Source organism: Mycobacterium sp. PSTR-4-N (assembly GCF_022348085.1).
In the GTDB taxonomy this organism is placed as follows: Bacteria; Actinomycetota; Actinomycetes; order Mycobacteriales; family Mycobacteriaceae; genus Mycobacterium.
Map to the genome: position 1 here is coordinate 21,860 of NZ_JAKRFN010000011.1, position 26,032 is coordinate 47,891.

The window sequence follows — 26,032 nt, forward strand, 5'->3', positions numbered from 1 at the left end:
CGGCTGTGAAAACCCCCGAATCACGACCCTGAGTGCACTCTCGCGGCACGGGACCGTCACCCTCCGTTGGTCTGGCGGCCAGTGTCGCGTAGCAGCCCTCTCATCCCGGCTGCCTATAGAGGCAGTATGCGATGCACCGTCTTCGGCACCGGCTACCTCGGCGCCACCCACGCGGTCGGGATGGCAGAACTCGGCCACGAGGTGATCGGTGTCGACATCGACCCGGGCAAGATCGCCAAACTGGCCGGCGGTGACGTCCCGTTCTACGAGCCTGGGTTGCCAGAACTGTTGCAGCGCAACCTCGATGCGGGCCGGCTGCACTTCACCACCGACTACGCCGAGGCCGCCGACTTCGCCGACGTCCACTTCCTCGGCGTCGGCACACCCCAGAAGAAGGGGGAGTACGGCGCCGACCTCCGCCACGTGTATGCCGTCATCGACGCGCTGGTACCGCAGCTGCGCCGCCCCGCGGTGATCGTCGGAAAGTCCACCGTGCCCGTTGGAACGGCAACCGATCTCGTCGAGCGGGCCGCTGCGCTGAACCCGTCCGAGATACCCGTCGAGATCGCGTGGAACCCCGAGTTCCTGCGGGAGGGCTTCGCCGTTCACGACACGCTGCACCCGGATCGGATCGTCCTCGGCGTGCAGCACGATTCACGGTTCGCCGAGGAGGCGATCCGTGCGCTGTACGCACCGCTGCTCGACAGCGGGGTGCCCTTCCTGCTGACCGATCTGCAGACGGCCGAACTGGTCAAGGTCTCGGCCAATGCCTTTCTCGCCACCAAGATCTCGTTCATCAACGCGATCTCCGAAGTCTGCGAGGCCGCCGGTGCCGACGTGACGACGCTGGCCGACGCGCTCGGGTACGACGCGCGCATCGGGCGCCGATTCCTCAACGCGGGCTTGGGTTTCGGGGGCGGCTGCCTGCCGAAGGACATCCGCGCGTTCATGGCGCGTGCCGGAGAGCTCGGCGCCAACCACGCACTCACCTTCCTGCGTGAGGTCGACAGCATCAACATGCGGCGCCGCACCCGCATGGTCGAATTGGCCACCACCGCGTGCGGAGGCTCTCTGCTCGGCGCGAATGTCGCCGTCCTGGGTGCGGCGTTCAAACCCGAATCCGACGACGTTCGCGACTCACCCGCCCTCAACGTGGCGGGGCTGCTGCAACTGAACGGAGCCACCGTCACCGTCTACGACCCCAAGGCGATGGAGAACTCCCGCCGGCTGTTCCCGACCCTGACGTATGCGACGTCGGTCGCCGACGCCTGCGATCGCGCCGACGCTGTCCTGGTGCTGACGGAATGGGCCGAGTTCGTCGATCTGGACCCCGAGACGCTCGCCGACACCGTGCGCACCAAAGTCATTGTGGACGGCCGCAATTGTCTGGACCGGCAGCGCTGGCGGCAGGCGGGCTGGCAGCTCTACGCGCTGGGCCGTAGCGTCGGGATGTGACTGTTTACGCCCTGAATCTCTTCGACATCGCCGACCCCGCCGAGTACCGGGCCTACTCGAAGCGCTCACCGCAGGAGGTCGCCAAGCACGGCGGCCGGGTGGTCGCGCTCGGCAAGTTCCAGGAATCGGTGACCGGGGAGATCGCGCCGCGCACGGTGCTGATCCTTGTCGAGTGGGACTCGAGGGAGGCGTTCGACAGTTACCGCAACGACCCGGAGTTGGCCGAGCTGCACGCCCATCGGGAGAACGGATCGTCCTCTTACATCTGGCATCTGTTCGATCGGCTCGACGACCTGCGGCCTCTGCTTAAGCTCGGGTGATGGAGAAGTTCCGGCACCGGCTGCGATGGCTGATCCTGCACGGCATCGTTCGCGGACTGTCCCAGGTCGGTGCACGGCGCGGCGATCCGCAGGCGCGGCTCATCGCCGATCCGGCCGTGCGGGCCGACCCCGCGGCATTCGCCGATGAGATGCGCGCTCGCGGGCCTGTCGTCCGTTCTCGCACAGCGCTGATGACGTTCGATCACGCTGTCGTCAACGAGGTGCTGCGGTCCGACGACTTCCACGTCATGAGCCTCGGCGCGGGCCTCCCCGCGACGCTGCGCCGCATCAACGAAAAGACCCATACCGGCCTGCTGCACCCCATCGAGCCGCCGTCGCTGCTGTCGATCGAGCCCCCCGAGCACACCCGCTGCCGCAAGATGGTGTCCTCGGTGTTCACCACCCGCGCGGTCGCGGCGCTGCGCGACCGCGTACAGGACACCGCAGACGGGCTGCTGGACCGACTCGAGGGCCGGACGGGGGTCGTCGACGTCGTCGACGCATACTGCGCCCAACTTCCGGTCGCGGTGATCAGTGACATCCTCGGTGTGCCCGAAGCGGACCGTCAGCAGATCCTGCACTTCGGGGAGCTCGCCGCGCCCAGCCTGGACATCGGCCTGTCGTGGAAGCAGTACACGAGCGTGCACGAGGGCCTGGTGGGGTTCAACGCCTGGCTCACGCGTCACCTCGACGAGCTGGCCCGCAACCCCGGCGACGACCTGATGAGCCAGCTCATCCAGGCCAGCGCTGCGGCCGACGAGAGCGCGCGGCTGTCACAGCGGGAATTGCTGGCCACTGCGGGCCTTGTCCTGGCTGCCGGCTTCGAAACGACGGTGAACCTGCTCGGCAACGGCATCCGGATGCTGCTGCAGACGCCCGAGCACCTGGAGACCCTGGCCGCGCGACCGGAGCTGTGGCCCACCGCCGTCGAGGAAATCCTGCGACTGGACTCCCCGGTGCAGATGAGCGCCCGCTTCGCGCGCAAGGACGTCGACATCGCCGGCACGCGCATAGCCCGCGGTGAGCTGATCATCCTCCACCTGGCCGGGGCGAACCGCGACCCGAAGGTGTTCACCGATCCCCACCGGTTCGACCTCGAGCGGGAGAACGCGGGCAAGCATCTGTCGTTCTCCGGCGGGCGGCACTTCTGCCTCGGCGCCGCGTTGGCGCGCTCCGAAGGCGAGGTCGGATTGCGCACCTTCTTCGAGCGTTACCCCGGGGCCAAGCTCGCCGGAGAGGCCCACCGGCGCGACACCCGCGTGCTGCGAGGGTGGTCAACATTGCCGATCACGCTTGGGAGCGCGCGCACCGCGCTAGCGTGAGCGGGTGGACTTCCGAGCAGCTCTGCTCGAGCAGACTCGAGCTTTCGGCGATCTGATCCGGACGGCAGACCCCGCGACGCCGGTGCCGACCTGCGGGGACTGGACCCTCAAACAGCTGTTCCGCCACGTGGGACGCGGAAACCGTTGGGCCGCACAGATTATCCTCGAGCGACGCAACCAGGAGCTCGATCCGCGGGATGTCCGCGACGGCAAACCGCCAGACGACCCGGACGCCGCCGCGGACTGGCTGATGGCGGGGGCGGAACTGATCAGCAACGCGATCGACCGCGTCGGCGCTGAGACCAGGGTGTGGACGTTCATCGGCCCGCGCCCTGCCGGCTGGTGGATTCGGCGGCGCCTGCACGAGGCCACCGTGCACCGCGCCGACGCTGCCCTTGCCCTCGGCGTCCCGTTCGAGTTGTCCCCCGATCTGGCCGCCGATGCTCTCAGCGAATGGATCGACCGGGTATCGGTGGACCGGCGCCACCCGCCGGCACTCGATCGGGGCCAATCCATCCACCTGCACGCCACCGACCCCGAGCTCGGACCGACGGGGGAGTGGATGATCGTCCACGACGAGGAAGGCGTCTGGTGGTCCCACGACCACGGCAAAGGCAGTGTTGCGCTGCGGGGGCCGGCGAAGGATCTGCTGCTGGCCGCCGTGCGCCGTGTCAGCGCTGCCGACGCGGGCCTCGAGGTGCACGGCGACACAGCCGTATGGGAGAACTGGTTGGACCGCACGCCCTACTGAGCGGCGCTGCTGTCGCGACGGAAGACCGGCCTAAGCTTTCGATCATGACCACTTCGGAGATGGCGACTGTTCTCGCCTGGCACGACGCCCTGAACGCCGGCGATCTCGACACGCTGGTGTCGCTGTCCAGTGACGACATCGAGATCGGCGATGCGCACGGCGCGGCGCAAGGCCACAGCGCGTTGCGTGACTGGGCGCAGGGGCTGGGCCGCACGATCGAACCCGGTCGCATCTACGTCCACGACGGCGTCGTCGTGGTCGAGGAAAAGGTGGGCGGCGCGGGGTCTGCGGCATCGGCCTTCCGGGTGGTCGCCGATCACGTGACGTCAGTGTTCCGGCACGACGATCTGGCCGCCGCGCTGGCCGCGACGGAGCTCACCGAAGCCGACCTGACCGGCTGATGCGCGGCATCATCCTGGCGGGCGGATCGGGTACGCGGCTGTATCCGATCACGATGGGGGCGAGCAAACAGCTGCTGCCGGTGTACGACAAGCCGCTGATCTACTACCCCCTGTCGACGTTGATGATGGCGGGCATCCGCGACATCGCGGTCGTCACCACCGCACAGGACGCGCCGGCGTTCCGCCGCCTGCTCGGCGACGGCTCCGACTTCGGCATCGACATCAGCTACGCCGTCCAGGACGAACCCGAGGGTCTGGCACAGGCTTTCGTGATCTGTGCCGACCACATCGGCGGCGATTCGGTCGCGCTCATATTGGGCGACAACATTTTCTACGGGCCGGGGCTGGGCACCAGCCTGCGTCGATTCCACACCGTCGAGGGCGGCGCGATCTTCGCCTACTGGGTGGCCGACCCGTCGGCCTACGGTGTGGTCGAATTCGCCGACGACGGGACGGCGTTGTCGCTGCAGGAAAAGCCGGCGGTGCCGAAGTCGCATTACGCGGTGCCGGGGTTGTACTTCTACGACAACGACGTCATCGAGATCGCACGCTCGCTGCGCAAGTCCGCGCGGGGCGAGTACGAGATCACAGAGATCAACCAGCGCTACCTGGAGCAGGACCGGCTCAGCGTCGAGGTACTCGCCCGCGGCACCGCATGGCTCGACACGGGCACCTTCGACTCGTTGCTCGACGCGAGCGACTACGTGCGGACGATCGAGCGCCGGCAGGGCCTCAAGATCAGCGTGCCCGAAGAGGTGGCGTGGCGGGTCGGGTTCATCGACGACGATGAATTGGCTGCGCGCGCAGAGAAATTGATCAAGTCCGGATACGGCGCCTACCTGTTGGAGTTGCTGGACCGCTGACCCGAACTGCGCTGAAACCGGCCATTGCCATACAGCTGTATTGCCCTGTAGGGTTTGCTGTGAAGTCAACGGGGAGGGGCTGCGCATGGGCTGGGAAAAGTACGTCGGTCGTGTCGGGGCGCTGGCTGTCGCCTTGGGAATCGGCTCCGCGGTGGCGTCCCTGCCGGGTGTGGCTTGGGCCGATTCCGGTGACTCGACCTCGGCCGGCGTTTCCGCCCCGGCACCACGTCAGACGGTCGATCGCCCCGCCAAGAGCTTGACCAAGCCGAAGTCAGCGCGCGAGGACCGGCCGGCTCGCAAGCGCCTGTTCGGCGGGGCCAAGGTGACCGAGTCCGAGACGAGTTCGGTTGACGTCGAGGTCGATTCGCCCCCGGTCGCCGACGACGAGCCCCCCGTCAAGAAGGTAGTGCGGCCACTGTTTCACCCGCGTGCCGACGCGCAGCCTGACAAGGAACCCGAGTCGCCGGCAGCCGCACCGCTGCTGTTGACCATGTTGGGCACTGCCCGCCAGCACGTCGAGGAGCGCCGAGCCGACAGGGCAGCGGCGGCGGCGACGTCGAGTTCCGTTCAGGTCAACCCTGCCGCCGACGCTGACCCCGCCGACACCGAAATCCGCGGGGTGCCGGACGGACCCGTGGTCGTCGGCTCCACCGGGACGATCTATCAGGTCACCACCGATGCGGACGGAACCCGGGTCAGCATCGTCGACCGGGACGGTCGCGTGATCACCACCAGCGACGCGTTTCCCGACGCGCCGGTACCGAGGACGACGTCGGTCGCCAGACCTGACGGGTCGGTCGTCGTCATCACGGTCAACGATCGCAGAACACGCTCCACGGTGTGGTCGGTGAACGAGCAGGGCGACCTCACCAAGATCACGATGGTCAGGGGCTTCGCCGACGCACCCAAGGTCGGGGCGGACGGATCGCTCTATTTCGGCAGCGACATTCCCTTCTTCTTGAGCCCGATCGGGTTCGTCGGCTACCGCACATTCCGAATCTCGCCGACCAACACCGTGCGGACGTATTCGCCGCAGACCAGGGTCACCGTGGCGCCTGACGGCAGTGTGTACCTGCTGCCCACCGGGTCAGGGAGAACGTTGCGCGCTTTCGGGGCGGACGGCACGACCAGGACGGTCATCCTCCCGGGTGAGATTCAATACGGTTCCCCGATCGTCGGCGAAGACGGCTACCTCTACCTACCCGTTCCTGTTCAGACGTTGTTCGGCGGCAAGACAACTCGGTTGTACACGATGCGCGGTACGCAGATCGCCAAGCAGACGCTGACGGGTGTGCCCGGAAGCTACGTCGTGAAGAACGACGGTGTCTACCTCGAAACCTACACGTACTCAGGCACCAACGATCTGGGCGACGGGAACACCTACATCTACAAGATCACACCGACGGCCGTCGCCGATCCGCGGTTCATCGAGGGGCGCCTCAAGCAGCTCTACGACGGCAGGCGCCTCCAAGTGTCCGCAGACGGCACGATCTACGCGTTGCTCGAGGATCCTGACGGCCTTCCGGTCCTCATCATCAGCCCCGACGGCACCAGCCGGACCACAATCGACCTGCTCGGCGACCCGGCGGTGTCCGAGGGAGACGTCGAGCAGGCCGACAACCACGGCTACTTCACCTACGCCTCCAACGGCACGACATTCCTCGCGGTGCTCAACGGCGACGGCTCGATCGATCGCACCATCGAGCTCCCGGCCGGCACGAAGCCGGGCTCCGTGTTCTTCGGCCCGGACGGAGCGGCTTACCTCCTGAACTACACGCAGGATCCTGGCACTACCTATCAGTCGCGGGTGCTGTTGACCCTGTCGAATGACACGTTCTCGCCCGTTCTGAACCCTGGGTCGGACTATGACTCCTCGCGCAGTATCCAATTCGGCCCCGATGGCAGCGGATACCTGTTGTTGCGGCCGGATTCTGGGCTCGGGGTGAAGATCGTCGGCTTCGACGCGTCCGGGTTGACGGGAACGGTTCTCACAGTCATGGACAGCCGTCACTTCGGCTACAAGATCAGCCCCGATCAGGCGCTGGCGTTCGCTGCCGACGGCACCGCCTACCTCGCCACCGACGACCCCGCCGGCCCTGCGGTGTACGCGCTCACAAAGACCGGGGCCGCCAAGGTCCTCGACCTTGCCGGTACGCCACCGGCGTCCGGCGCCGTCATTGCTCCCGACGGCACGTTGTACGTCACCACGGCGACGGCCGACGGCTTCACGATTGTGCGGACCATCGCGCCGCCGACAGCGGTCTGAATATGCGCGACCACAACGACATCGGAGGACACATGGGGTGGGAGAAGTACGTCGGGCGCGTCGGTGCGTCGGCTGTTGCCTTGGGAATCGGCTCGGCGGTGGCCTCTCTGCCGGGCGTGGCGTGGGCAGACTCCGATGGTGCGACGTCGGCCGGCGGCTCGGCGCCCGCCACCAGCCAGACATCCGAGCGTCCGGCCGCGAAGCTGACCAAGCCCAAGGTGGCCCGGGAGGATCGACCGGCCAGGAAGCGGGTGTTCGGTGCACACCGCGCCTCGGCGGACGCGACCGAGGCCGCACCGAGTTCCGGTGAGCCTGAGTCTGATTTGAAGCCCGCGGTTGACGAGCAGGAGCCGGTCAAAAAAGCGGTGCGGTCGCTGTTCCAGCCGCGCGCAGCCACGGAGCACAAGAACGATCCTGAGTCGCCGGCCGCCGCGCCGCTGCTGTTGACGATGCTCGCGACCGCGCGTCAGCACGCCGAGGAGCGCCGCGCCGACAGGGCGGCCGCGGCGGCAACCTCGAGTGCGGTGCAGGCGAGCCCTGCCGTAGAAGCCGACGCCGACCCCGCCGGGATTCCCGGCGGGTCAAGGGGACCCGTGGTCATCGGCTCGACCGGCACGGTTTACCAGGTCACCCACGACACGGACGGCACACGGGTCAGCATCATCGACATTGACGGTCACGTGATCACGACCAGCCAAGCCATACCTGGGATGCAGGACCCGTCGACACGGTCGGTCACCAGGCCGGACGGCTCCTTGGTGGTCGTCACGATGAACGACCGTCAAACCCGTTCCACCCTCTGGTCGGTGAACAGTCAAGGCGAGGTCAGCAAGATCACGACGGTCGTCGGCATAGCCTCGACGCCGCGGGTGGCGGCCGACGGGTCGCTGTACTTCAGCACCAACATCCCGTTCATCTTCAGTCCCATCGGGAACATCGACTATCGCACGGTCCGCATCTCGCCGACCAACAGAGCGCAGACCTTCGCGCCCAACTCGACCGTGACACTGGCTCCCGACGGCAGCGCGTACCTGGTGTCGACGCAGTTCGGCGGTCGCACGCTGCACGCCTTCGGGGCGGACGGCAAGACCAAGACGATCCTGCTGCCGCGCGAGGACCGCGCCCGTTCCCCCATCCTCGGCGAGGACGGGTACGTCTACTTGCCCGTCGGCGTCACAACTCTGTTCGGCGGTAAGACGACGCGGCTCTACACCTTTCACGGGGCGCAGAGCACCACCCGTACCGTGACAGGGCTGCCGGGCAACGTCGTGGTGAAGAACGACGGCCTGTACCTCGAAACCTTCACCTACCCGGGGAACAAAGACGTCGGAGACGGCACCACCTTCATCTACAAGATCACCCCGACGGCCATCGCCGATCCGAGAGTCATCGAGGCACGTCTACGCAGCTTCACGGTGACGGCCGAGGGCACCATCTACGCGGTGGTCGGGGACTCCGCCAGCACGCCCGTGGTGGTGATCAGTCCTGACGGCACCAGCCAGAGCACCGTTGTTCTGCCGGGCACCGCACTCTCGGTGACTGCCTTCAACCGGATCGTGGGCGCCGGGGAACAAACCGACGACCACGGGTATGTCACCTACACCGCGAACGGCACGAATTACCTTGCCGTGCTCAACTCTGACGGCACCGTCGATCGCACCATCGAGCTGCCCGAAGGCAGTGTTCCCGGCCAGGTCTTCTTCGGACCCGACGGCGCGGCCTATCAGATCAACCAGCTGGGTGAGCCCGGTGCCGTCGCTACCACGCAGATTCTGCTGACTCTGTCGAACGACAGCTCCTCGCCGCCGGTGCGGGGCCCGTTGCTCGGCGGCGCGGCCAATGTCCAGTTCGCCCCGGATGGCAGCGGATACCTGCTCCTGCGCAACGATCCGCAGATCGGTGCGCAGTTCGTCGGCTTCGACGCCGCCGGTCTGACGGGCGTGACACTGACTCTGACACAACCGGTGGGCACCGATTACGGTCCCGAACAGTTCATGGTGTTCGGTCCTGACGGCACCGGCTATGTCGCGAGTAACGCACCCGGCGACGCCGGGGTGTACGCGTTCACCACGACCGGGGTGACCAAGGTACTCGACCTCGACGGCACACCTCCGGTGGAACCCCCCGTCGTCGGGCCCGACGGCACCGTGTACGTCACCACGGGTACCGCCGACGGCTTCACCGTGGTGCGGACCATCGCACCGTCCGTCTAGTCGAGCCCGGCGAGCACCTTGTCCAGCGTGACGGGCAGGTCGCGCACCCGCACGCCGCACGCGTGGTACACCGCGTTGACCACCGCGGCGGCCGACCCGACGATGCCGATCTCCCCGCCTCCACGCGAACCCATCGGATTCGCGTGGGGGTCAGGCTCATTCAGCCAGATCGCGTCGATGTCGACCACGTCGGCGTGCGCGCTGAAGTGATAGGTCGCCAGGTCCTGGGTGACGACGTGACCGAACCGAGGATCGCGAACGCTCTCCTCGTGTAAGGCCATCGACAGCCCCATCGTCATCCCACCGATCAACTGCGAACGCAACGTGCGCGGATTGATGGCCCGGCCGATGTCGAAAACGCCGAACATCCGAGGAACGCGGATCTCGCCGGTGTCCGCGTTGACGTGCGCCTCGACGAAGTGGGCGCCGAACGATTGCAGCGTCATCGTCTCGGCATCCGGATTCTCCGGCGCCTCGGCGACGGAAGACGCACCCACCACCGGTGGATTGCCGTGGTCGCTGCGAAACTGTTGTGCCGCAGCGACAATCGCCCGGCCCCAGGAATTGATGCCGGACGATCCGCCAGCCACCGACGCATCGGGCAGCGCACTGTCCCCGATCTGCAGCTCCACTGCCTCGATCCCGCAATCCAGGGCGTCCGCCGCGATCTGAGTCAGCGTGGTCCACGTCCCGGTGCCGATGTCAGCGGCGCCGATCTGCACGACATAGTGGCCGTCGCGGTCGTACGTGATGCGTGCGGTGTTGCCCGGCATCTGCATCGCCGGATAGGTCGCCGACGCGACACCCACGCCCCGGTACCACCCGCCGGTGAGGCGCCGGCCCGGAGCACGGTCCCACGTGGACCATCCGAAGCGCTCGGCGCCCATCTGGAGGCACTGCACCAATTTCCGGCTCGACCAGGGGTTTCCGGTCTCCGGATCGACATCGGGATCGTTGCGGATACGCAGTTCGATGGGATCGACGCCGCATGCGACGGCGAGCTCGTCCATCGCGACCTCGGCGGCATAGGTGCCTGGACACTCACCAGGTGCGCGCATCCAGAACGGTACCGGTACGTCCAGCGCTGCCAGCCGGTGTGAGGTCCGTCGGTTGGCGGCGGCATACATCTTTCGCGTGGTCACGGCCGTCTGCTCGGCGAATTCCTTGACCGCCGAGGTCTGTTCGATGACGTCGTGGCTGATCGCGGTGAGGCGGCCGTCCGCGTCGGCGCCGAGGCGGACCCGTTGGATCGTCGGAGTGCGGTACCCGACCAGTGCGAACATCTGCTGGCGGGTCAGCGCCAGCTTGACGGGCCGTCCCGCAATGCGCTGAGCGGCGAGCAGCACCAGCGTGTTGTGGGCGTGCGGAGCACCCTTGGAGCCGAAGCCGCCGCCGACGTACGGTGCGATGACGCGCAGCTGGTCGACGTCCAAGCCGAAGATCGGTGCCATCGCTTTACGCACCGCATGCACACCTTGCGTCGAGTCGTACAGCGTGACCTCAGGCGAACCGTCTCGGGTGTGCCACCGCGCGATGCACGCGTGCGGCTCCATCGGGTTGTTGTGCTCGATCGGTGTCTCGTAGGTGTGGTCGACGGTCACCTCCGCTGCGGCCAGCGCGGCGTCCACATCCCCGTCCTCGGAGTCCGGGGGGTAGGACGGGTTCACCGTCTCCGGAGTGTAGAGGCGCGGATGGTCTGCTCGCAGCTCTGCGTCGTGCGGCGAGGTGTCGTACTGCGTTTCCACCAGAGCTGCTGCCTGACGGGCGATCTCGGCTGACTCGGCGATCACGCCGCCGATGATCTGCCCCCGGAAGTGCACCTCGGCATCCTGCAGGATCGCCAGCTCGCCGTCGGAGGAGTCCGCGAGTGTCGGAGCGTCGAACACGGTGAGTACATCGAGCACACCGCTGACGGCACGTGCCGCGTCCACCTCCATCGCGGTGACGCGTCCACGTGCGATGGTGGCCTGGACGGGATGCAGATAAGCGGGGCTGTCGGTGTGGTGCTCGAACGCGTACGGCGCGGTGCCGGTCACCTTGGCGCGTCCATCCCGGCGCGCCACCGGCTCGCCGATGGCGCGGGGATCGAGGAGAGACGTCATTGCCGGCCCCGTTCGGTGAGGATGCGCAGCTGGGCGAGCATGGTGCGGCGCGCGAGAGGGACTTTGAACTCGTTGCCGGGCAACGGTTCTGCAGCGTCGAGCTCGGCGTCGACAGCGGCTGCGAAGTTCTCCTCGGTCGCAGCAGCGCCGGTCAGTCGGTCCTCAGTGGCCCGGGCGCGCCACGGCTTGTGCGCGACGCCACCCAGCGCAATGCGGGCGGACAGGATCCGGTCGCCGTCCATGCTCACCTCCGCGGCCACCGACACCAACGCGAACGCGTACGAGGCGCGATCGCGGACCTTGCGGTAGTCCGACACGGCGTTCGGCGGCGGTGGCGGTATCTCGACCGCAGTGATCAACTCGCCGCGGTCGAGCACGGTGTCACGATGTGGCGCGTCGCCGGGCAGCCGGTGAAAGTCGGTGGCGGGGATGAGGCGCGATCCGTCCGCTCCCTCCACGAGCACGACCGCGTCCAGCGCGCTCATCGCCACCGCCATGTCCGACGGATGAGTGGCGACGCACTCGGCGGAGGCGCCGAGGATGGCGTGGTAGCGGAGGTATCCGCCGACGGCCGAGCAGCCGGTACCGGGAACTCGCTTGTTGCACGGCGTGGTGACGTCCTGGAAATACACGCAGCGGGTGCGTTGCAACAGGTTTCCCGCGGTTGTCGCGGCATTGCGCAGCTGTCCGGACGCCGCCGACAGCATGGCCCGCGACAGCACCGGATACCGGGACCGGATCAGCGGGTGGGCCGCCAGCTCGCTGTTGCGCACGTTGGCGCCGATGTACACGCCGCCGTCGTCGGTTTCCGTGATGTCGTCGAGATCCAGCCGGCTCACGTCGACCAACAGATCCGGCTCGGCCACACCGAGTTTCATGTGATCGACCAGATTGGTGCCTCCGGCGAGGTAGGCGGCGCCCGGGTGCGCGGTGAGCGTGGCGACGGCATCAGCCGGGCTGGTGGCCACGTGATAGGCGAACGGCTTCATCGCTGTGCCCTGACGATCGCCGCGACGATGTTGGGGTAGGCGGCGCAGCGACACAGGTTGCCACTCATCCGCTCTCGGATCTCCTCGCCGGTCAGGTCGGGCGTGCTCGCCAGATCCTCGGTGACAAAGCTCGGTGCCCCTGATGTGAACTCGTCCAACATGCCGACCGACGAACAGATCTGACCCGGCGTGCAGTATCCGCACTGGAAGGCGTCCTCGTCCTGGAAGGCCTGTGCCACTGGGTGCAGGTCAGTGTCTGTGCCGAGACCCGCGGCCGTGGTCACCTCGGTACCGTCAGCAGCCACCGCAAAGGTCAGGCAGCTCGTCATGCGCCTGCCGTCGACCAGTACCGTGCACGACCCGCACTGTCCGTGATCGCAACCCTTCTTCGGCGCGGTGACGCCGAGATGTTCGCGAAGGGCGTCGAGCAAGGTGACCCGGTTGTCGAGCGTCAGCTCGTGGTCGCGGCCGTCGACGTGCAACGTCACCGAAGAGGTGTGGTCCACGGCGCCCGCATACCCGAGGCGATCGGCACCAAACGCTAGCCGGACGAGCGGTTCGGAGTGGCCAGCACCGCCGCGATGCCGGTGGTCAGCGGCACGGACAGCGCCAACGCGATGCCGCCGACCGCCGAGCGCGCGATCTCGATCGCGACGCTCTCGCTGGTGAGCACGTCACCCAGCGATCGGTTGGCCACGCTGAACAGCAGCAGCAGCGGCAGAGCGCTGCCCGCGTAGGCGAGTACCAGCGTGTAGACGGTGCTCGCGATGTGGTCCCGGCCCACCCGCATCGCGCCGACGAAGACCGCCCGCCGACCTGCCGACTCCACGCCCGCGAGTTCGAACACGGCCGACGCCTGAGTGATCGTGACGTCGTTGAGCACACCCAGGGAGCCGATGATGAAGCCCGCGAGCAGCAGCCCGGTGATCGACACGTTGCCCAGATACGCAGCGACCTCGTTGTTCTGGTCCTCGGACAGCCCGGTCAGATGTGCGACCTCGATCGCTGCCCAAGACAGCAGGGCGGCGAGGAGCAGGGCGCTCAGCGTGCCGAGCAGCGCGGCGCTGGTCCGCAGGCTCACACCGTGGGCGAGATAGATGACCGCGAACAGGATCGCCGCCGACGCCACCAGCGCGACCGGAACCGCGGGTGCGCCGTCGCGCAGCGCCGTAGCAGGAACACCACCAGGACGCCGAACGCGATCACGATGCCGACCAGCGCGCGCAGCCCGCGCCAGCCCGCGACAGCGACGATCACCACGGCGAACACCGCGGCCAGGACGGTCAGCGGCCAGGTCCGCTCGTAGTCGAAGAACGCGTAGCTCGTGGTCCCGGCGTCGTCGACCTGGCGGCTGATGCGGATGTGGTCGCCGACCGCCAGATGTGGTTGTCCTGGGCCACCACTGAACTCGAGCAGCGTGGTCGCGCCCTGATTCGGTCCGGAATCGATGTCGACGAGCGTCTGCACGCACTGCGCACCCCCACCTGGCGCCGGGATCGGATCGGCGGTGAGGACCGCCCCGGCCGACGGACTGCCACACGTCGCGGTCGCGCTGGACACGACGTGACCCGCCTCGGTCGTGACGGCCCCGCCGGCGGCGTTCTGGAAGGGGAGGGGAATGTCGGCCTTCTGGCTGCTCGGCCAGAGCACCACGGCACCGACGGCGACCGCGACACCGCAGGCGGCCAGGAGCGCGACGACGATCTTGGCGGCCAGCGGCCCGAGTGGCGACGGGCCGCCCAGTGAGTGCGAGTGCGAATGGGAGTGCGCCACGTCCGACAGAGTAGGCGGTGTGGCTGCCTGGCTACTGTCGCCGGTCGGCGAAATTGCTGCGGAACAGCCCCCTTCGGCCGGCCTAGTGTTCTCTTCAATCGATCTGACAGGGGGTTGCGATGAGCAGGCACAACAACGAGACCGAGTCGATGAAGCGAGCCTACGACTCGATGCTGACCACAGATGTGCCGTCGTTTCTCGGTGAGCGGGGATTCGTGAGGACACTCAACGAGTTTCGCCGTCACCGCGGCGCGATCTACGACGTGATCGAATTCCAGGAGAACTGGCACAACGGGTCCGTGCGGTGGCACGGCTTCTTCATCAATGTCGGGGTGGGTTCGACCGAGGTGGACGGGGCGTGCGCAGCGCAGGGGCGCCCCAAGACGGGCCGAAACCGGCATCTGCTCGACCGCCGTTGGGAATCACTCGTTCCCGAACTGCCGTACGAGTTGCGGTTCCGGCCGGACACGGACATGGCGGCGTTCACCGCGGGGCTGTGCCGGGGCCTCGGCCTGCTGCTCGATGCGCTCGAACACATCGACACGACAGCGGCTTTGGTGCAATATGCCGTCGAGAACAACCTGTTGATCGCCTACGAGACCACGTGCTGCTACCTCGCCGCGATCGACGACATCGAGACGTTGACGTCGTATGTGGCGACGCTACGAGATTGTTTCGGCCATCAGGAGCGGTGGGCGGGCTTCAGTCGCCAGATCAGGGATGAGACGGGACGGTGGGCTTCGGCGCTGAGTGAGCGGGGCGTCCTGGAGCCGGTCACTGCCGATAGCTGACCAGGAAGTTGCCCAGCCTCTCGATGGCGTTCGACAGATCGCGTGCCCAGGGCAGCGTCACGATACGCAGGTGATCCGGTGTGGGCCAGTTGAATCCGGTGCCCTGTACCACCAGGATCTTCTCCTGCAGCAACAGATCGAGCACCAACTGCTCGTCGTCGTGGATCTCGTAGACCTCGGGGTCCAGCCGCGGGAAGGCGTACAGCGCGCCCTGCGGTTTCACACAGGAGACGCCGGGGATGTCGTTGAGCTTGCTCCACGCCACATCCCGCTGCTCGAGCAGTCGGCCGCCCGGCAGTACCAGATCGTCGATGCTCTGATGACCGCCGAGCGCGACTTGAATCGCATGCTGGGCAGGTACATTCGGGCACAGCCGCATGTTCGCCAACAGGCTGATGCCCTCGATGAAACTGCCGGCGTTCTCCTTGGGGCCGGTGATGACCAACCACCCCGATCGGTAGCCCGCAACCCGGTAGGCCTTCGACAACCCGTTGAAGGTCAACGTGAGCACGTCGGGCGCCACCGACGCCATCGAGATGTGCTTCGCGTCGTCGTAGAGGATCTTGTCGTAGATCTCGTCGGACAGCAGCAGGAGTTGGTGTCTGCGCGCCAGGTCGGCGATCTGCTCCAACGTCTCGCGGCTGTAGACCGCACCCGTCGGGTTGTTCGGGTTGATGACCACGATCGCCTTGGTGCGGTCGGTGATCTTCGATTCCAGATCGGCGACGTCGGGATTCCACCCTTGCGTCTCGTCGCACAGGTAGTGCACCGGGGTGCCGCCGGCCAGCGATGTACACGCCGTCCACAGCGGGTAATCGGGCGCGGGGATCAGCACCTGGTCGCCGTTGTCGAGCAGGGCCTGCAACACCATCTGGATGAGCTCAGAGGCACCGTTACCGAGGAACACGTCGTCGATGTCGAAGCGCGGGAACCCCTCGACCAGTTCGTAGCGGGTGAACACCGCGCGTCGGGCGCTGACGATGCCCTTGGAGTCGGAGTAACCCTGTGCGTAGGGGAGGGCCGCGATGATGTCGCGCATGATGACGTCGGGCGCCTCGAAGCCGAACGGCGCGGGATTGCCGATGTTGAGCTTGAGGATGCGGTGACCCTCGGACTCCAGGCGCGCGGCGTGCTCGTGTACGGGGCCGCGGATCTCGTACAGGACGTCCTGCAGCTTCGACGACTGCGTGAACTCGCGTTGACGCGCGTGCTGGCCGCTTCCTGTCTGCCAGGGCACCTGATGCGTACTCATGCGTTCGATCCTCCCACGCTCTGTCCAGGCGATTTCTGACATACCACTAGGCATACGACACGGAACTGTTGGTGCGCTCCACCCATGCGCGCTGGAAATCCGCAGGGCTCAGCGTCGTTTCCCGATACGGGCCGACGTCACGGAACAACTCCGGGGCGAGTAGTTCGAGCGCAGCGGACTGGTCCCAGAACAGCGACCGCCCGCCGTAACCGGAGTGCTCCCACGTGTCGGCGGCCCACGAGTTCGTGTGGTTCAGCAGGATCTGCTTGAGCGTGTTCGGCAGGCCGACCGGGCCCAGCGCGCGGACCATCTCGAGTGTCGGACCGTAGACGGTGCCTTTGCACCCGGCTCGGTTGGGGGTCAGATCGCAGTCACTGCGCGGTACATCGACAAAACTGTGCGTCAGGCCAGGGAGTTGGTCGTGGAAAACCGTTGCGCACGAGGGTCTGTCGTAGCTGCAGTTGAAGGACTCGACGGCTTCGAGGTCGCTGTCGGCGTTGACGGGCCTGCCAGAGATCACCACGCGGCCGATCTTGGGTCTGATCGCCGGCTCGTAGTCCACGAACGACGTCAAGGGGCCCAGAAGGAGTACGTCGACCTGCCGGCAGGTCGCGACCGCGTCGGCGACTCGCTGCACGTAGTCCTCGGCGCGAGGCGCCGGTGGCAGGGCGGTGGGCAGGAAGTCGTTGAGCCGGTTCATCAGCTCTCGGAACACGAGCACGAAATCGCCGAATCCGGCGGCGATGTCGGCGTCGGATCGATGGACTCCGGCGCCCACGATGACGGGAATCGTGCGCTGCTCGGGCTCGGCCAGTAGCCGACTGATCGCCGCCGCGCCCAGCTCCGGTGTCGTGAATCCCTCGGTGGCGACGACGGCTGCGACGTGGCGGTTTCCGACGACCATCGGCATGGACATCATGTCGTCGATGTCGAGATCGGTGTCGATCACCACGCATGCATCGGCAGCCGCACGGCCGTGCGGCGGGGCGGCCAGGGCCGAGAACGCCAAAGCCGCCGTCGCAACAGCGACGGCGGCCAGGCGGAACACCGGAATTACCGCTTGCCGGGGCGGCGCGCGCCCTTCGCGATGCCGAGACCCTTCACCGGCGGCTCGTCGCCGACGATGCGGGCTTCCCCGTTACCAGAACCATTGCTGCTGCCGTTGCTCGCCGGGGCGGCGGGCTCGGGCTCCGGCTCAGCAGCGGCGGCCGGCTCAGCAGCGGCGGCCGGCTCCGGCTCGGGTGCCGGCTCGGCCTTCGGCGCGGCGGTAGGAGCCTTCTTCGCTCCTGGGCGGCGGGCACCGGCCGCGATGCCCAGGCCCTTGACCTCGGGCTCCGGCTTGGGCTCGGGTGTGGCGTCCAGACCGCGGTCGGAGTCGGCGGTGTCCGCGGCCTCGGTGCCGGCCACGGCCTTGTCCGGCTCCACATTGGGAGGCTGCACGACGGTCGGCGCACCTTCGTTCGGGGACGCGGCGTCCTTCGCAGCTGCGGCCGTCTTCTTCGCGCCGGGGCGCTTGGCGCCGCCTGCGATGCCCAGACCCTTGACCGGAGCCGGCGCGGGCTTGTCCGCGGCGGGAGCCTCGGTCGGCTTCTCGGCAGGAGCGGCGGCGGGAGCCGTGGCCTTCTTGGCGCCGGGCCGCTTGGCTCCACCTGCGATACCCAGGCCCTTGACCGGGGCGGTTGCCTCGGCGGGCTTGTCCTCGACCGGAGCGGCAGCCGAGGCGGCCGGAGCCGCCGCCTTCTTCGCCCCGGGACGCTTGGCGCCACCGGCGATGCCGAGCCCCTTGGCTTCCACGGGCTTGGCTTCGGTCGGCGCGGTCTCGGCCTTGGCTTCGGCTTCTGCCGGCGCCTCAGGCTCCTTCTCCTCGACGACCTCGGCCGGCGCAGAGGCCTCCACGCGAGCCGCCCGCTCCTCAGCCTCCTTGGCGGCGGTGCCCTTCTCGGGCAGCGTCACGCCGGTCTTGTCCAGAGAGCCGAGCAGCAGCTGCGCGACGTCGAGAACTTCCGGCGTCTTCTCCAGGCTGCGCGTCGACGTCACGTCGTCGACGCCGTCGGTCATCATCACGCGGCAGAACGGGCAGCCCGTCGCGATCGCCGACGCCCCGGTGTCGACGGCCTCCTCGGAGCGCTCGACGTTCACGCGCTTGCCGATGTGCTCTTCCATCCACATGCGGGCACCACCGGCGCCGCAGCACAGGCCGCGCTCCGCGTGACGCGGCATCTCCGTCAGCGTCGCGCCGGACGCGCCGATCAGCTCACGCGGCGCCGAGTACTCCTTGTTGTGGCGGCCCAGGTAGCAGGGGTCGTGGTAGGTGATGTCCATTCCGCCATCGGCCGGCTTCACCGGCACCAGCTTCTTGTCGCGCACGAGCCGGTTGAGTAGCTGGGTGTGGTGCAGCACCGTGTAGTTGCCGCCTACCTGCGGGTACTCGCGGCCCAGCGTGTTGAAGCAGTGCGGGCACGTGACGACGATCTTGCGGTCCACCCGCTCGACGCCCTCGAACAGATCGTTGAGGGTCTCGACGTTCTGCGCGGCGAGCTGCTGGAACAGGAACTCGTTGCCGGAGCGTCGGGCGGAGTCGCCGTTGCAGGTCTCGCCCTCACCCAGCACCAGGTACTTCACGCCCGCGGTGGCGAGCAGCTCGGCGACGGCCTTGGTGGTCTTCTTGGCACGGTCCTCGTAGGCGCCGGCGCAGCCGACCCAGAACAGGTACTCGTAGCCCGCGAACGACTCGACGTCCTTGCCGAACACCGGCACGTCGAAGTCGACCTCGTCGATCCAGTTCGTGCGGTCCTTGGCGTTCTGGCCCCAGGGATTGCCCTTGTTCTCCAGGTTCTTGAAGAGGCCGCTGAGCTCGGCGGGGAACTCGGACTCCATCATCACCTGGTAGCGGCGCATGTCGACGATGTGATCGATGTGCTCGATGTCCACCGGGCATTGCTCGACGCACGCGCCGCAGGTGGTGCAGGACCACAGCACGTCGGGGTCGATGACGCCACCCTGTTCGAGGGTGCCGACCAGCGGGCGGGTCGCCTGCTCGGGGCCGGAGCCCAGGATGCGCTCGAAGCCGGACTCGGGCACGTGTTCGTGCGCGTGCTCCTCGCTGTGCTTCTCGCCGCGCACCTCTTCGCCGAGACCGCCCTCGGGCGTGTTCTCCAGCGGAGATTCCTTGTCGCCGAGGATGTAGGGCGCCTTGGCGAACATGTGGTCGCGCAGGTTCATGATCACGAGCTTGGGCGACAGCGGCTTACCGGTGTTCCATGCCGGGCACTGCGACTGACAACGCCCGCACTCGGTGCAGGTGGTCATGTCGAGGTAGCCCTTCCAGGTGAAGTCCTCGATCTTGCCGCGACCCAGCACAGCATCCTCGGCGGGATCCTCGAAGTCGACGAGCTCACCCTTGGATTCGACGGGCAGCAGCGGGCCCAGGCCGTTCGGCAGTCGCTTGAAGGTGATGTTGATCGGCGCCAGGAAGATGTGCAGGTGCTTGGAGTGCAGCACGATCAGCAGGAACACGAGCGCGACGCCGATGTGTCCGAGCAGCGCGACGGTCTCGATCCACTCGTTCGCCGGCTCGCCGAACACCTCCATCCACGACCCCATGCCGTGCGAGAAGAAGGCGCCCCAGCCGTACGGGAGGTTGCCGTTCACCACGGCGGCACCGCGGAAGAATGCGTAGGTCAGGATGACCAGGAAGATCATCCACAGGATCAGCCAGGCGCCGCCGGTGTGGCTGCCGTAGAAGCGGGAGTCACGACCGTGCTCCTTGGGCTCCGAGCGCAACCGGATGATCGCGAACGTGACGATGCCGCCGAGCACGGCGAGCGCGATGAAGTCCTGCAGGAAGCCGAGCACCTCCCAGTGACCGACCACCGGGATCGCGAACTTCGGGTCGAACAGCACACCGAAGGCCTCGATGTAGACGGTGATGAGGATGAAGAAGCCCCACATGGTGAAGAAGTGGGCGAGCCCCGGCACCGACCACCGCAGCATGCGGGTCTGCGCGAGCACCTCTTTGGCCTGGGTCCCGATCCGGTCGCCCATGTGATCGAAGCGGTTGTTGCTCTCGCTCATCGGTTGGCCCGCACGGACGAGCGTGAACAGCCACAGCACGCGTTTGACCGCGAACACGGCGACCACCGCCGTCATCAACAACCCGACAATCAACCTGATCATGGTTTGGGTGTCCACGCGCATCCTCCGGTTCTGGTTACCAGTGGGTAACTTAGACCATGTTACTGACAAGTAACTTAGCTCGCTGCCAGCTCATAGTCGCATCATGCGAGGAATCGGCGCTACGAAGGTCGCCCTAACTACCGGTTGGTCAGGTCGCCGGAGCCAGCATCACCCTGAGCATCGACAACATTTCCGACCGCGATTCCGCACCCAGCCGGCGACGGATTCGGGCGACGTGATGCTCCACCGTCTTGGCGGAGATGAACAGCTGTGCCCCGATGTCGCGGTAGGGCAGACCCTGAAGGAGCAACTCCGCGACCTCCCGTTCGCGTTCGGACAGCGTGGCGGCCGACCGCGTGCGCGCCGGCGGGCTGGACGGACGCGGATCGTCGGAATCGACGGGCGCCTCCGGTGCCGCGACCGCCTGCTTGAGGTCGCGAGCCAACTGCAGCATCGCCTGGGACACCCGCGGATCGGTGGTGTGCAGGGCGGCCTGCCCGGCCAGCCGGGTCGCATCGGAGGTGTGCCCCACATGCGCGAGGCCTCTCGCCGCGGCGGCCACCTCGTCGGTGTCGACGGCATCGGCGAGTACCCGTAACCAGGTGCGCCCCGCCGTGGCCAGCACTTTCGCCATGGTCGAGTGCGCTGCGGCGGCGGTCAGCGCCTGACCGTGCGGCGCGACGTCGCCGGGGGAGTTCGCCAGGATCCCCGCGTGCACCCCGGCCCAGTGCAGCGGCACCGACCACAGCACCGGATTCCCGAGCCCGGCCAGCACCTCGAAGGCCTGGTCCACCGCGTGCCGCAGCCGGTCGACCTGCCGCATCCGCGCGGCGGCCGTCCACAGTTCGCCGAGAGGTAGCAACGAGAACAGATCGGTCGCGCACTCGGCGAGCACCTCCATCGCCGCATACCAGTGCTGCTGCATCGCGCCGGTGTCACCGCCGCGGCGGGCGATGGCCGTCTGCAGCGCCGCAGCCCACAGCGCGTCGCGCCGATGCACGTGCTGCCCGGGTGCCGCCGCGGCGGCCGCGGCGGCGGCCTGCAGATGCCCATCCTGCATCAGCGTCCACCCGTGCAGGAGCCGGTGCCGATACGTGACGAAGATCGCATCCGATCCGTGGTCGCCGTCCCGGTCGGATCCCTCGCGCACGGCGCGCCCGATCACCGATCTGGCGCGTACCGGATCGCCGCCGTGCAATGCGGCCAGCGTCACCAGCGCGGCCGGGGTGTCGGGGGTGACGACGGGCGGGTTCGCGTCGGTGCCGATGGCCTGGCTGAGACGGGTGAGCGCCACGGGATACGGCGCGTCCAACGTCAGCACCAACCCGTCGGTGACGGCGCGCGCGGCCCGCGCCGCCGAGGTGGGCGGACCCGATCGGGGCGCGTCCGTGCCGGCACGGGCTGCGGCCGCGTCGCCGGCGGCCATCGCGGAGATCGTCGCAGCGGCACCGACGGTGGGGTCCTCGAAGGCATCGGGCGCCGACCCCAGCCAGGCGAACAGATCGCGGGCCTGGGCCGAGTTGCCGTCGTGCAACGCGATACTCGCCGCGATGCGCACGGCGCCGGCCCGGTCTGCGGTGTCTGACGAGGTCAACATGTCGTCGGCCAGCCGGGCCGCCGTCGCGCAGTCTCCCGTGAGCGCGAGGGCGTCGGCCAGGTGCACTGCCGGCACCGAGTCGCCCGCGCGCGCCGCCGCCCGGTACAGCCGCGCAGCGCGTGCCGGTGCCACGGTGTCCTGTCCGGCCAGTTCGGTCAGCGCGGCGGCCAGCCGCTCGTCCCGCAAGCCGTGCTCGGCCAGCTGCAGCGCGAGCTCGGGCGTCAGGGTCGAGGTCGCCACCTGTGACGTCAAAATCGACACCTCGACGTCGTGGTGGTGCGCGGCGCCGACGATCGACGCGACGGCGTCGTGGACGTCGCGGGCGAAACCCGGGGGATGGAAGGGATCGAGAAGTCCGCCGGCGCGTGCACGGTCGACGGCGCCCCGCGCCTCGTCGGGTGTCATGCGCAGTCCGGCCGCGACGTCATCGGGTCCGAGGCCCGGGGCCAGCGACGAGACGAGCAGCGTGTCGAGCAACGGTTCATCGAGGCGGTGGAGACGTTCGACCAGCGCGAACCGTGCGGCTTGGCGCACCGCACGGTTCCCCTCGCCCACCGAGCCGATCGCGGGCCGCAGCAGAAACGGCAGGCCGGCGGCGGCGGCCACGAGCATCCGGACCGTGTCCGCAGCGGCGGGCTCCCCGAGTGCGGCGGCGGTCATCCTGCCCACGTCGACCGGCGTCAGCGGACCGAGCGCGACGGGCAGGTTCTCCCGCTCGAGTGCGAGGAACAGGCGCCGCAGCGCGGCGTGATGCGCGAGCGGCTGCGCCCCGATGACCACCGTCGCCGCAGGCTCGGCGACCAGCGCGGTGACCCGGTCGACGTCGTCGGTCTCGAGCAGGTCGGCGTCGTCGATCAACACCGCCGCGCCCTCGGTGTCGCCCGGACGGGGCGGCCGGGACAGCACGGCCCGGCCGGCAGCTCGCAACAGCTGACGCAGCGCCGCCAACACCGTGGACTTGCCTGTCCCGATCCCACCCGTCACCAGCAGCTTCGTCGGCGCGTGGGGGTCGCGCTCGACCAGACCGACCGCTTCGCGCGCCGCCGGCGGCACGTCGGTGAGCCGGGGCCCGGGACCGGTCATCGCCGAGATCAGGCGCCGGTGTCCGGGACGACCGTCGTGGTCGCCGGTGGCGCCTCTGTCGTGGGCGGCGCGGCCGTCGTCGTCGGGGGAGCCGCCGTGGTGGTGGGCGGTTGCGTCGTCGTCGGGCGGGTGGTCGTGGTGCGTGTCGTCGTCGTGGTCGGCGCGGTGGTCGTCGTGGTCGTGGTGGTGCTCGTGGTCGTGGTGGTGGTCGGTGAGGTGGTCGTCGTCGACGACGGCGGGGTGGCGTCCGTCGTCGACGAGGGCGGTGGTGGCGGGGGCTGGCTCACGGTGGTGGTCGCGACACCGTCGGGGCCGATGGTCACCGTGGTGACCGGAGGCGGGAGTTCGACCGGCGACGACGCCGCGGGCGGTGTCGCGGTCTCGGTGACCGTGCCCGGGTCTCCGTCCGAGCTGGTCAAGGTGATGGCCAGGCCGCCGGCTGCCAGCAGCGCAGCGGCGGCAGCGATGCCGAACAGCACGGGCGGGCGTTTGTACCAGGGCAGCGGCGCGACGTCGTCGTACTGGGTCTCATCAGGAGCGAAGGCCACCGGCGGCCGAGCCGGATCCGGCGAGGCCACGTAGTCTTCGCCGGCGTACGGCACGGGTTCACCTGCAGGATCGTCGTCCTGCGACCACGCCAGAGCACGGAAGGTCGCCGATGCCGCCCCGTCGTCGGCGGCCTGACCGGCGGCCAGGCCCGCCGCGCCCGCTGCCCACGCCGCGGGTGCCATCGCTGTCGGCTCCCCGGCTGCGGGGGCGAGGCCGGTGGCGGCCTGGGCGTCGAGACTCTGGTTGGCCACCAGAGCCGCACCTGCGGCGACGTTGAGCGCCGGCTCCGGCGTGGTGATCACCGGTGCGCGGAGACGTTCCGACAGCCGCTGGGTGACAAGAGGTATGGCCGCTCCACCGCCGACAGTGGCGATGGCCGCGACACCGGCCGCGGGGACGGCGGCACGCTGCAACGCGTCGTCGATGACACCGAGGAGGCCGTCGAGAGGTTCGCCGATCAGTTGCTCGAGCTCGGGCCGGGTGACCCGGATGTCGGACCGGACTCCGGGCAGCTCAGCGGGCACCACGGTCGCGGTCTGCTCGGACAGCCGCTCTTTGGCCTGGCGGCATTCGTCCCGCAGCCGGGCCAGGGAGCCGACCGCGGTCGTGCCCGCGGGGTCCGCGTCATTGGCGTCGGCGATGCCCGCCAGCACGTGGTCGAGCAGACGCTGGTCGATCCCGTCGCCGGAGAAGTCCGGATACCGCACCGTTTGGCCGACCAGATCCAGGTTGGCGCCCGCGTCGGCAAGCGTGACGCTGGTCCCGCTGCCGCCGAGGTCGACCAGGACGACCACGCCCTGATCCGGCAGTCCCGGCGCGGCCTGCAAGGCGGCCAGCGCTGCGGAGGCGTCGGGGATGAGCGCGGCGGGCACGCCGTTCGGCGCGAGGATCGGGCGGCTTCGCAGCGCGCCGCGCAGGGCTCCGAGTGTTCCCGGCCCCCAGTGCGCGGGGACGGCGATGGCCACCGGAGAGCCGCCGTCGACCAGGCGCGCCATCGCGGCCAACGCCTCGGCGAGCACGACCTCTCCGCGATGCGCGGAACCGTCGGCGGCCACCAGCGGAACCGGATCCCCGACCCGGTCGACGAACCCGCTCAACACCTGTCCGGCCTGCGCTGGATCGGTCGAGGGGTCGCTCGGGACCCCGACCTCCGGGGCTCGATCGGGATAGACGGTCAGGATCGCCCGGCGCGTCACCGGTGGCCGGCCGACGCGCGCGGCCACCAGGTTCGTCATCCCGATCGACAACCCCAGTGGTTCGGTCATGGCGCTGGTGTCCCTCCTCGGCCGTCCGGCCCGTCCCGTGCTGTGGACCGCACACCACCTTAACGGTGGGACGCCGCCGTGCCGGGCACGCGCCCCTAGTGTCGCGAATGCCCCTAATGTGCCATCCCCTAATGGCCCTAGATGCGGGGTGGGCTCAGCACCGATCCGCCGACGGCGCTGCGCCGATAGCATCGAGCACACAGAAGCCAAGTGGATGTCGAGGGGAAGGTCGGGACGTGGCGAACTCACTGGTCGACTTCGTGGTGTCGCTCGTTCGTGATCCGGCCGCGGCGGCGGCCTATGCCGCCGATCCGGCGCAGGCTCTCGCCGATGCCCATCTGACCGATGTGACCAGCGCCGACGTGCAGAATCTCCTCCCTGTCGTGGCGGAATCACTGTCGACGGCGGTGCCGGCACACAGCTTCGACGCCTTCGCCGATCCCGGCCTCGACGCGGTCCCCAACGTCTGGTCCAGCGGAGCTGCCAGCGCGGCGTTCGACGCTTTCGACGACCACGTGCCCTCTGCTCGAGTGATCGACACCGAACACTCCGTGCCCGCCATCGTCGACCACCTCGACGACACGTGGGACGTGGCCCCGGCCGTCCCCACACCGGATGCGGTCCCGTCGGTGCAGCTGGACGACCCGGCGGTCGAGCACGCGGGCCTCGCCGAACCCGCGGGCGCCGAGCAGTGGGTCCACGACATCAGTGGGGACATGAACGACGTCCATGACGTTCATCCGGTCGACCACCTGCCGGACGTCGATCTGTTCCACTGATCGCCCGGAGTTCCCTCCGAAGCCCGCGCAGACCCGTCTGCGCGGGCTTTTTGGTGCGCTGAGCCGGTCAGAAGCGGTATATCCC

Annotated in this window: 18 protein-coding genes and 1 pseudogene; 10 read left to right on the forward strand and 9 right to left on the reverse strand. The window is 68.4% G+C overall.

Going from position 1 to position 26,032, the window contains the following annotated elements; translation table 11 throughout:
- Positions 1-126 precede the first annotated feature (126 nt).
- The 8 genes from MHN84_RS16030 to MHN84_RS16065 all read left to right on the forward strand — a co-directional run bounded on the left by MHN84_RS16030 (position 127) and on the right by MHN84_RS16065 (position 9,591).
- Positions 127-1,455: a UDP-glucose/GDP-mannose dehydrogenase family protein gene (locus MHN84_RS16030; protein ID WP_241205521.1), complete on the forward strand. Its 1,329-nt coding sequence runs from the start codon at positions 127-129 to the stop codon at positions 1,453-1,455.
- The gene (locus MHN84_RS16035; RefSeq protein ID WP_241205522.1) at positions 1,452-1,775 is read left to right on the forward strand and encodes a DUF1330 domain-containing protein; all 324 of its coding nucleotides are present in this window, start codon (positions 1,452-1,454) and stop codon (positions 1,773-1,775) included. The genes MHN84_RS16030 and MHN84_RS16035 overlap by 4 nt, the downstream gene beginning before the upstream one ends.
- Complete coding sequence (locus MHN84_RS16040) at positions 1,775-3,097, forward strand: cytochrome P450 (protein WP_241205523.1); 1,323 nt, start codon at positions 1,775-1,777, stop codon at positions 3,095-3,097. The genes MHN84_RS16035 and MHN84_RS16040 overlap by 1 nt, the downstream gene beginning before the upstream one ends.
- A gap of 4 nt (positions 3,098-3,101) precedes the next feature.
- Positions 3,102-3,848 (forward strand): maleylpyruvate isomerase family mycothiol-dependent enzyme, encoded by a 747-nt coding sequence (locus tag MHN84_RS16045; RefSeq protein ID WP_241205524.1) that lies wholly within the window; start codon positions 3,102-3,104, stop codon positions 3,846-3,848.
- Positions 3,849-3,892: 44 nt separating this feature from the next.
- Entirely contained in the window at positions 3,893-4,249 is a 357-nt protein-coding gene (locus MHN84_RS16050; protein ID WP_241205525.1) for a nuclear transport factor 2 family protein, read from the forward strand.
- The gene (gene rfbA, locus MHN84_RS16055) at positions 4,249-5,112 is read left to right on the forward strand and encodes a glucose-1-phosphate thymidylyltransferase RfbA (RefSeq protein ID WP_241205526.1); all 864 of its coding nucleotides are present in this window, start codon (positions 4,249-4,251) and stop codon (positions 5,110-5,112) included. Before MHN84_RS16050 ends, rfbA begins: the two co-directional genes overlap by 1 nt.
- 85 nt (positions 5,113-5,197) lie before the next feature.
- Positions 5,198-7,378, forward strand: coding sequence for a hypothetical protein (locus MHN84_RS16060; protein ID WP_241205527.1), 2,181 nt, complete (start codon positions 5,198-5,200; stop codon positions 7,376-7,378).
- A gap of 2 nt (positions 7,379-7,380) precedes the next feature.
- Positions 7,381-9,591, forward strand: coding sequence for a hypothetical protein (locus tag MHN84_RS16065; protein ID WP_241205528.1), 2,211 nt, complete (start codon positions 7,381-7,383; stop codon positions 9,589-9,591).
- On the opposite strand, the gene MHN84_RS16070 is transcribed toward MHN84_RS16065, so the two are convergent.
- The 4 genes and pseudogenes from MHN84_RS16070 to MHN84_RS16085 all read right to left on the reverse strand — a co-directional run bounded on the left by MHN84_RS16070 (position 9,588) and on the right by MHN84_RS16085 (position 14,455).
- Positions 9,588-11,693 (reverse strand): xanthine dehydrogenase family protein molybdopterin-binding subunit, encoded by a 2,106-nt coding sequence (locus MHN84_RS16070; protein ID WP_241205529.1) that lies wholly within the window; start codon positions 11,691-11,693, stop codon positions 9,588-9,590. The two genes, MHN84_RS16065 and MHN84_RS16070, sit on opposite strands and share 4 nt — an antisense overlap.
- Positions 11,690-12,682: a xanthine dehydrogenase family protein subunit M gene (locus MHN84_RS16075; RefSeq protein WP_241205530.1), complete on the reverse strand. Its 993-nt coding sequence runs from the start codon at positions 12,680-12,682 to the stop codon at positions 11,690-11,692. Before MHN84_RS16075 ends, MHN84_RS16070 begins: the two co-directional genes overlap by 4 nt.
- Entirely contained in the window at positions 12,679-13,188 is a 510-nt protein-coding gene (locus tag MHN84_RS16080; protein WP_241205531.1) for a 2Fe-2S iron-sulfur cluster-binding protein, read from the reverse strand. The genes MHN84_RS16075 and MHN84_RS16080 overlap by 4 nt, the downstream gene beginning before the upstream one ends.
- A 35-nt stretch (positions 13,189-13,223) precedes the next feature.
- Positions 13,224-14,455, reverse strand: a pseudogene (locus MHN84_RS16085) (YibE/F family protein).
- 119 nt (positions 14,456-14,574) lie between these two features.
- On the opposite strand from MHN84_RS16085, the gene MHN84_RS16090 reads away from it, so the two are divergent.
- Positions 14,575-15,246, forward strand: coding sequence for a DUF4304 domain-containing protein (locus MHN84_RS16090; protein ID WP_241205532.1), 672 nt, complete (start codon positions 14,575-14,577; stop codon positions 15,244-15,246).
- Here MHN84_RS16090 and MHN84_RS16095 read toward each other — a convergent pair.
- The 5 genes from MHN84_RS16095 to MHN84_RS16115 all read right to left on the reverse strand — a co-directional run bounded on the left by MHN84_RS16095 (position 15,230) and on the right by MHN84_RS16115 (position 25,168).
- Positions 15,230-16,498 (reverse strand): pyridoxal phosphate-dependent aminotransferase, encoded by a 1,269-nt coding sequence (locus MHN84_RS16095; RefSeq protein ID WP_241205533.1) that lies wholly within the window; start codon positions 16,496-16,498, stop codon positions 15,230-15,232. The two genes, MHN84_RS16090 and MHN84_RS16095, sit on opposite strands and share 17 nt — an antisense overlap.
- A 46-nt stretch (positions 16,499-16,544) precedes the next feature.
- Complete coding sequence (locus MHN84_RS16100; RefSeq protein WP_241205534.1) at positions 16,545-17,546, reverse strand: nucleoside hydrolase; 1,002 nt, start codon at positions 17,544-17,546, stop codon at positions 16,545-16,547.
- Positions 17,547-17,551: 5 nt separating this feature from the next.
- Complete coding sequence (locus MHN84_RS16105; RefSeq protein WP_241205535.1) at positions 17,552-20,689, reverse strand: heterodisulfide reductase-related iron-sulfur binding cluster; 3,138 nt, start codon at positions 20,687-20,689, stop codon at positions 17,552-17,554.
- A 133-nt stretch (positions 20,690-20,822) separates the two neighbouring features.
- Positions 20,823-23,354: an isoniazid response ATPase/transcriptional regulator IniR gene (gene iniR, locus MHN84_RS16110; protein WP_241205536.1), complete on the reverse strand. Its 2,532-nt coding sequence runs from the start codon at positions 23,352-23,354 to the stop codon at positions 20,823-20,825.
- Between the two features lie 8 nt (positions 23,355-23,362).
- Positions 23,363-25,168, reverse strand: coding sequence for an Hsp70 family protein (locus MHN84_RS16115; protein ID WP_241205537.1), 1,806 nt, complete (start codon positions 25,166-25,168; stop codon positions 23,363-23,365).
- 236 nt (positions 25,169-25,404) lie between these two features.
- On the opposite strand from MHN84_RS16115, the gene MHN84_RS16120 reads away from it, so the two are divergent.
- A complete protein-coding gene (locus MHN84_RS16120; RefSeq protein WP_241205538.1) occupies positions 25,405-25,947 on the forward strand; it encodes an Rv0340 family IniB-related protein in 543 nt (180 codons plus the stop codon).
- Positions 25,948-26,032 lie beyond the last annotated feature (85 nt).

Coding starts and splice junctions, on each gene's coding strand:
- MHN84_RS16030 (WP_241205521.1), top strand. CDS start 127: ATGCGATGCACCGTCTTCGGCACCGGCTACCTCGGCGCCACCCACGCG.
- MHN84_RS16040 (WP_241205523.1), top strand. CDS start 1,775: ATGGAGAAGTTCCGGCACCGGCTGCGATGGCTGATCCTGCACGGCATC.
- MHN84_RS16050 (WP_241205525.1), top strand. CDS start 3,893: ATGACCACTTCGGAGATGGCGACTGTTCTCGCCTGGCACGACGCCCTG.
- rfbA (WP_241205526.1), top strand. CDS start 4,249: ATGCGCGGCATCATCCTGGCGGGCGGATCGGGTACGCGGCTGTATCCG.
- MHN84_RS16060 (WP_241205527.1), top strand. CDS start 5,198: ATGGGCTGGGAAAAGTACGTCGGTCGTGTCGGGGCGCTGGCTGTCGCC.
- MHN84_RS16065 (WP_241205528.1), top strand. CDS start 7,381: ATGCGCGACCACAACGACATCGGAGGACACATGGGGTGGGAGAAGTAC.
- MHN84_RS16070 (WP_241205529.1), bottom strand. CDS start 11,693: ATGACGTCTCTCCTCGATCCCCGCGCCATCGGCGAGCCGGTGGCGCGC.
- MHN84_RS16075 (WP_241205530.1), bottom strand. CDS start 12,682: ATGAAGCCGTTCGCCTATCACGTGGCCACCAGCCCGGCTGATGCCGTC.
- MHN84_RS16090 (WP_241205532.1), top strand. CDS start 14,575: ATGAGCAGGCACAACAACGAGACCGAGTCGATGAAGCGAGCCTACGAC.
- MHN84_RS16095 (WP_241205533.1), bottom strand. CDS start 16,498: ATGAGTACGCATCAGGTGCCCTGGCAGACAGGAAGCGGCCAGCACGCG.
- iniR (WP_241205536.1), bottom strand. CDS start 23,354: ATGACCGGTCCCGGGCCCCGGCTCACCGACGTGCCGCCGGCGGCGCGC.
- MHN84_RS16115 (WP_241205537.1), bottom strand. CDS start 25,168: ATGACCGAACCACTGGGGTTGTCGATCGGGATGACGAACCTGGTGGCC.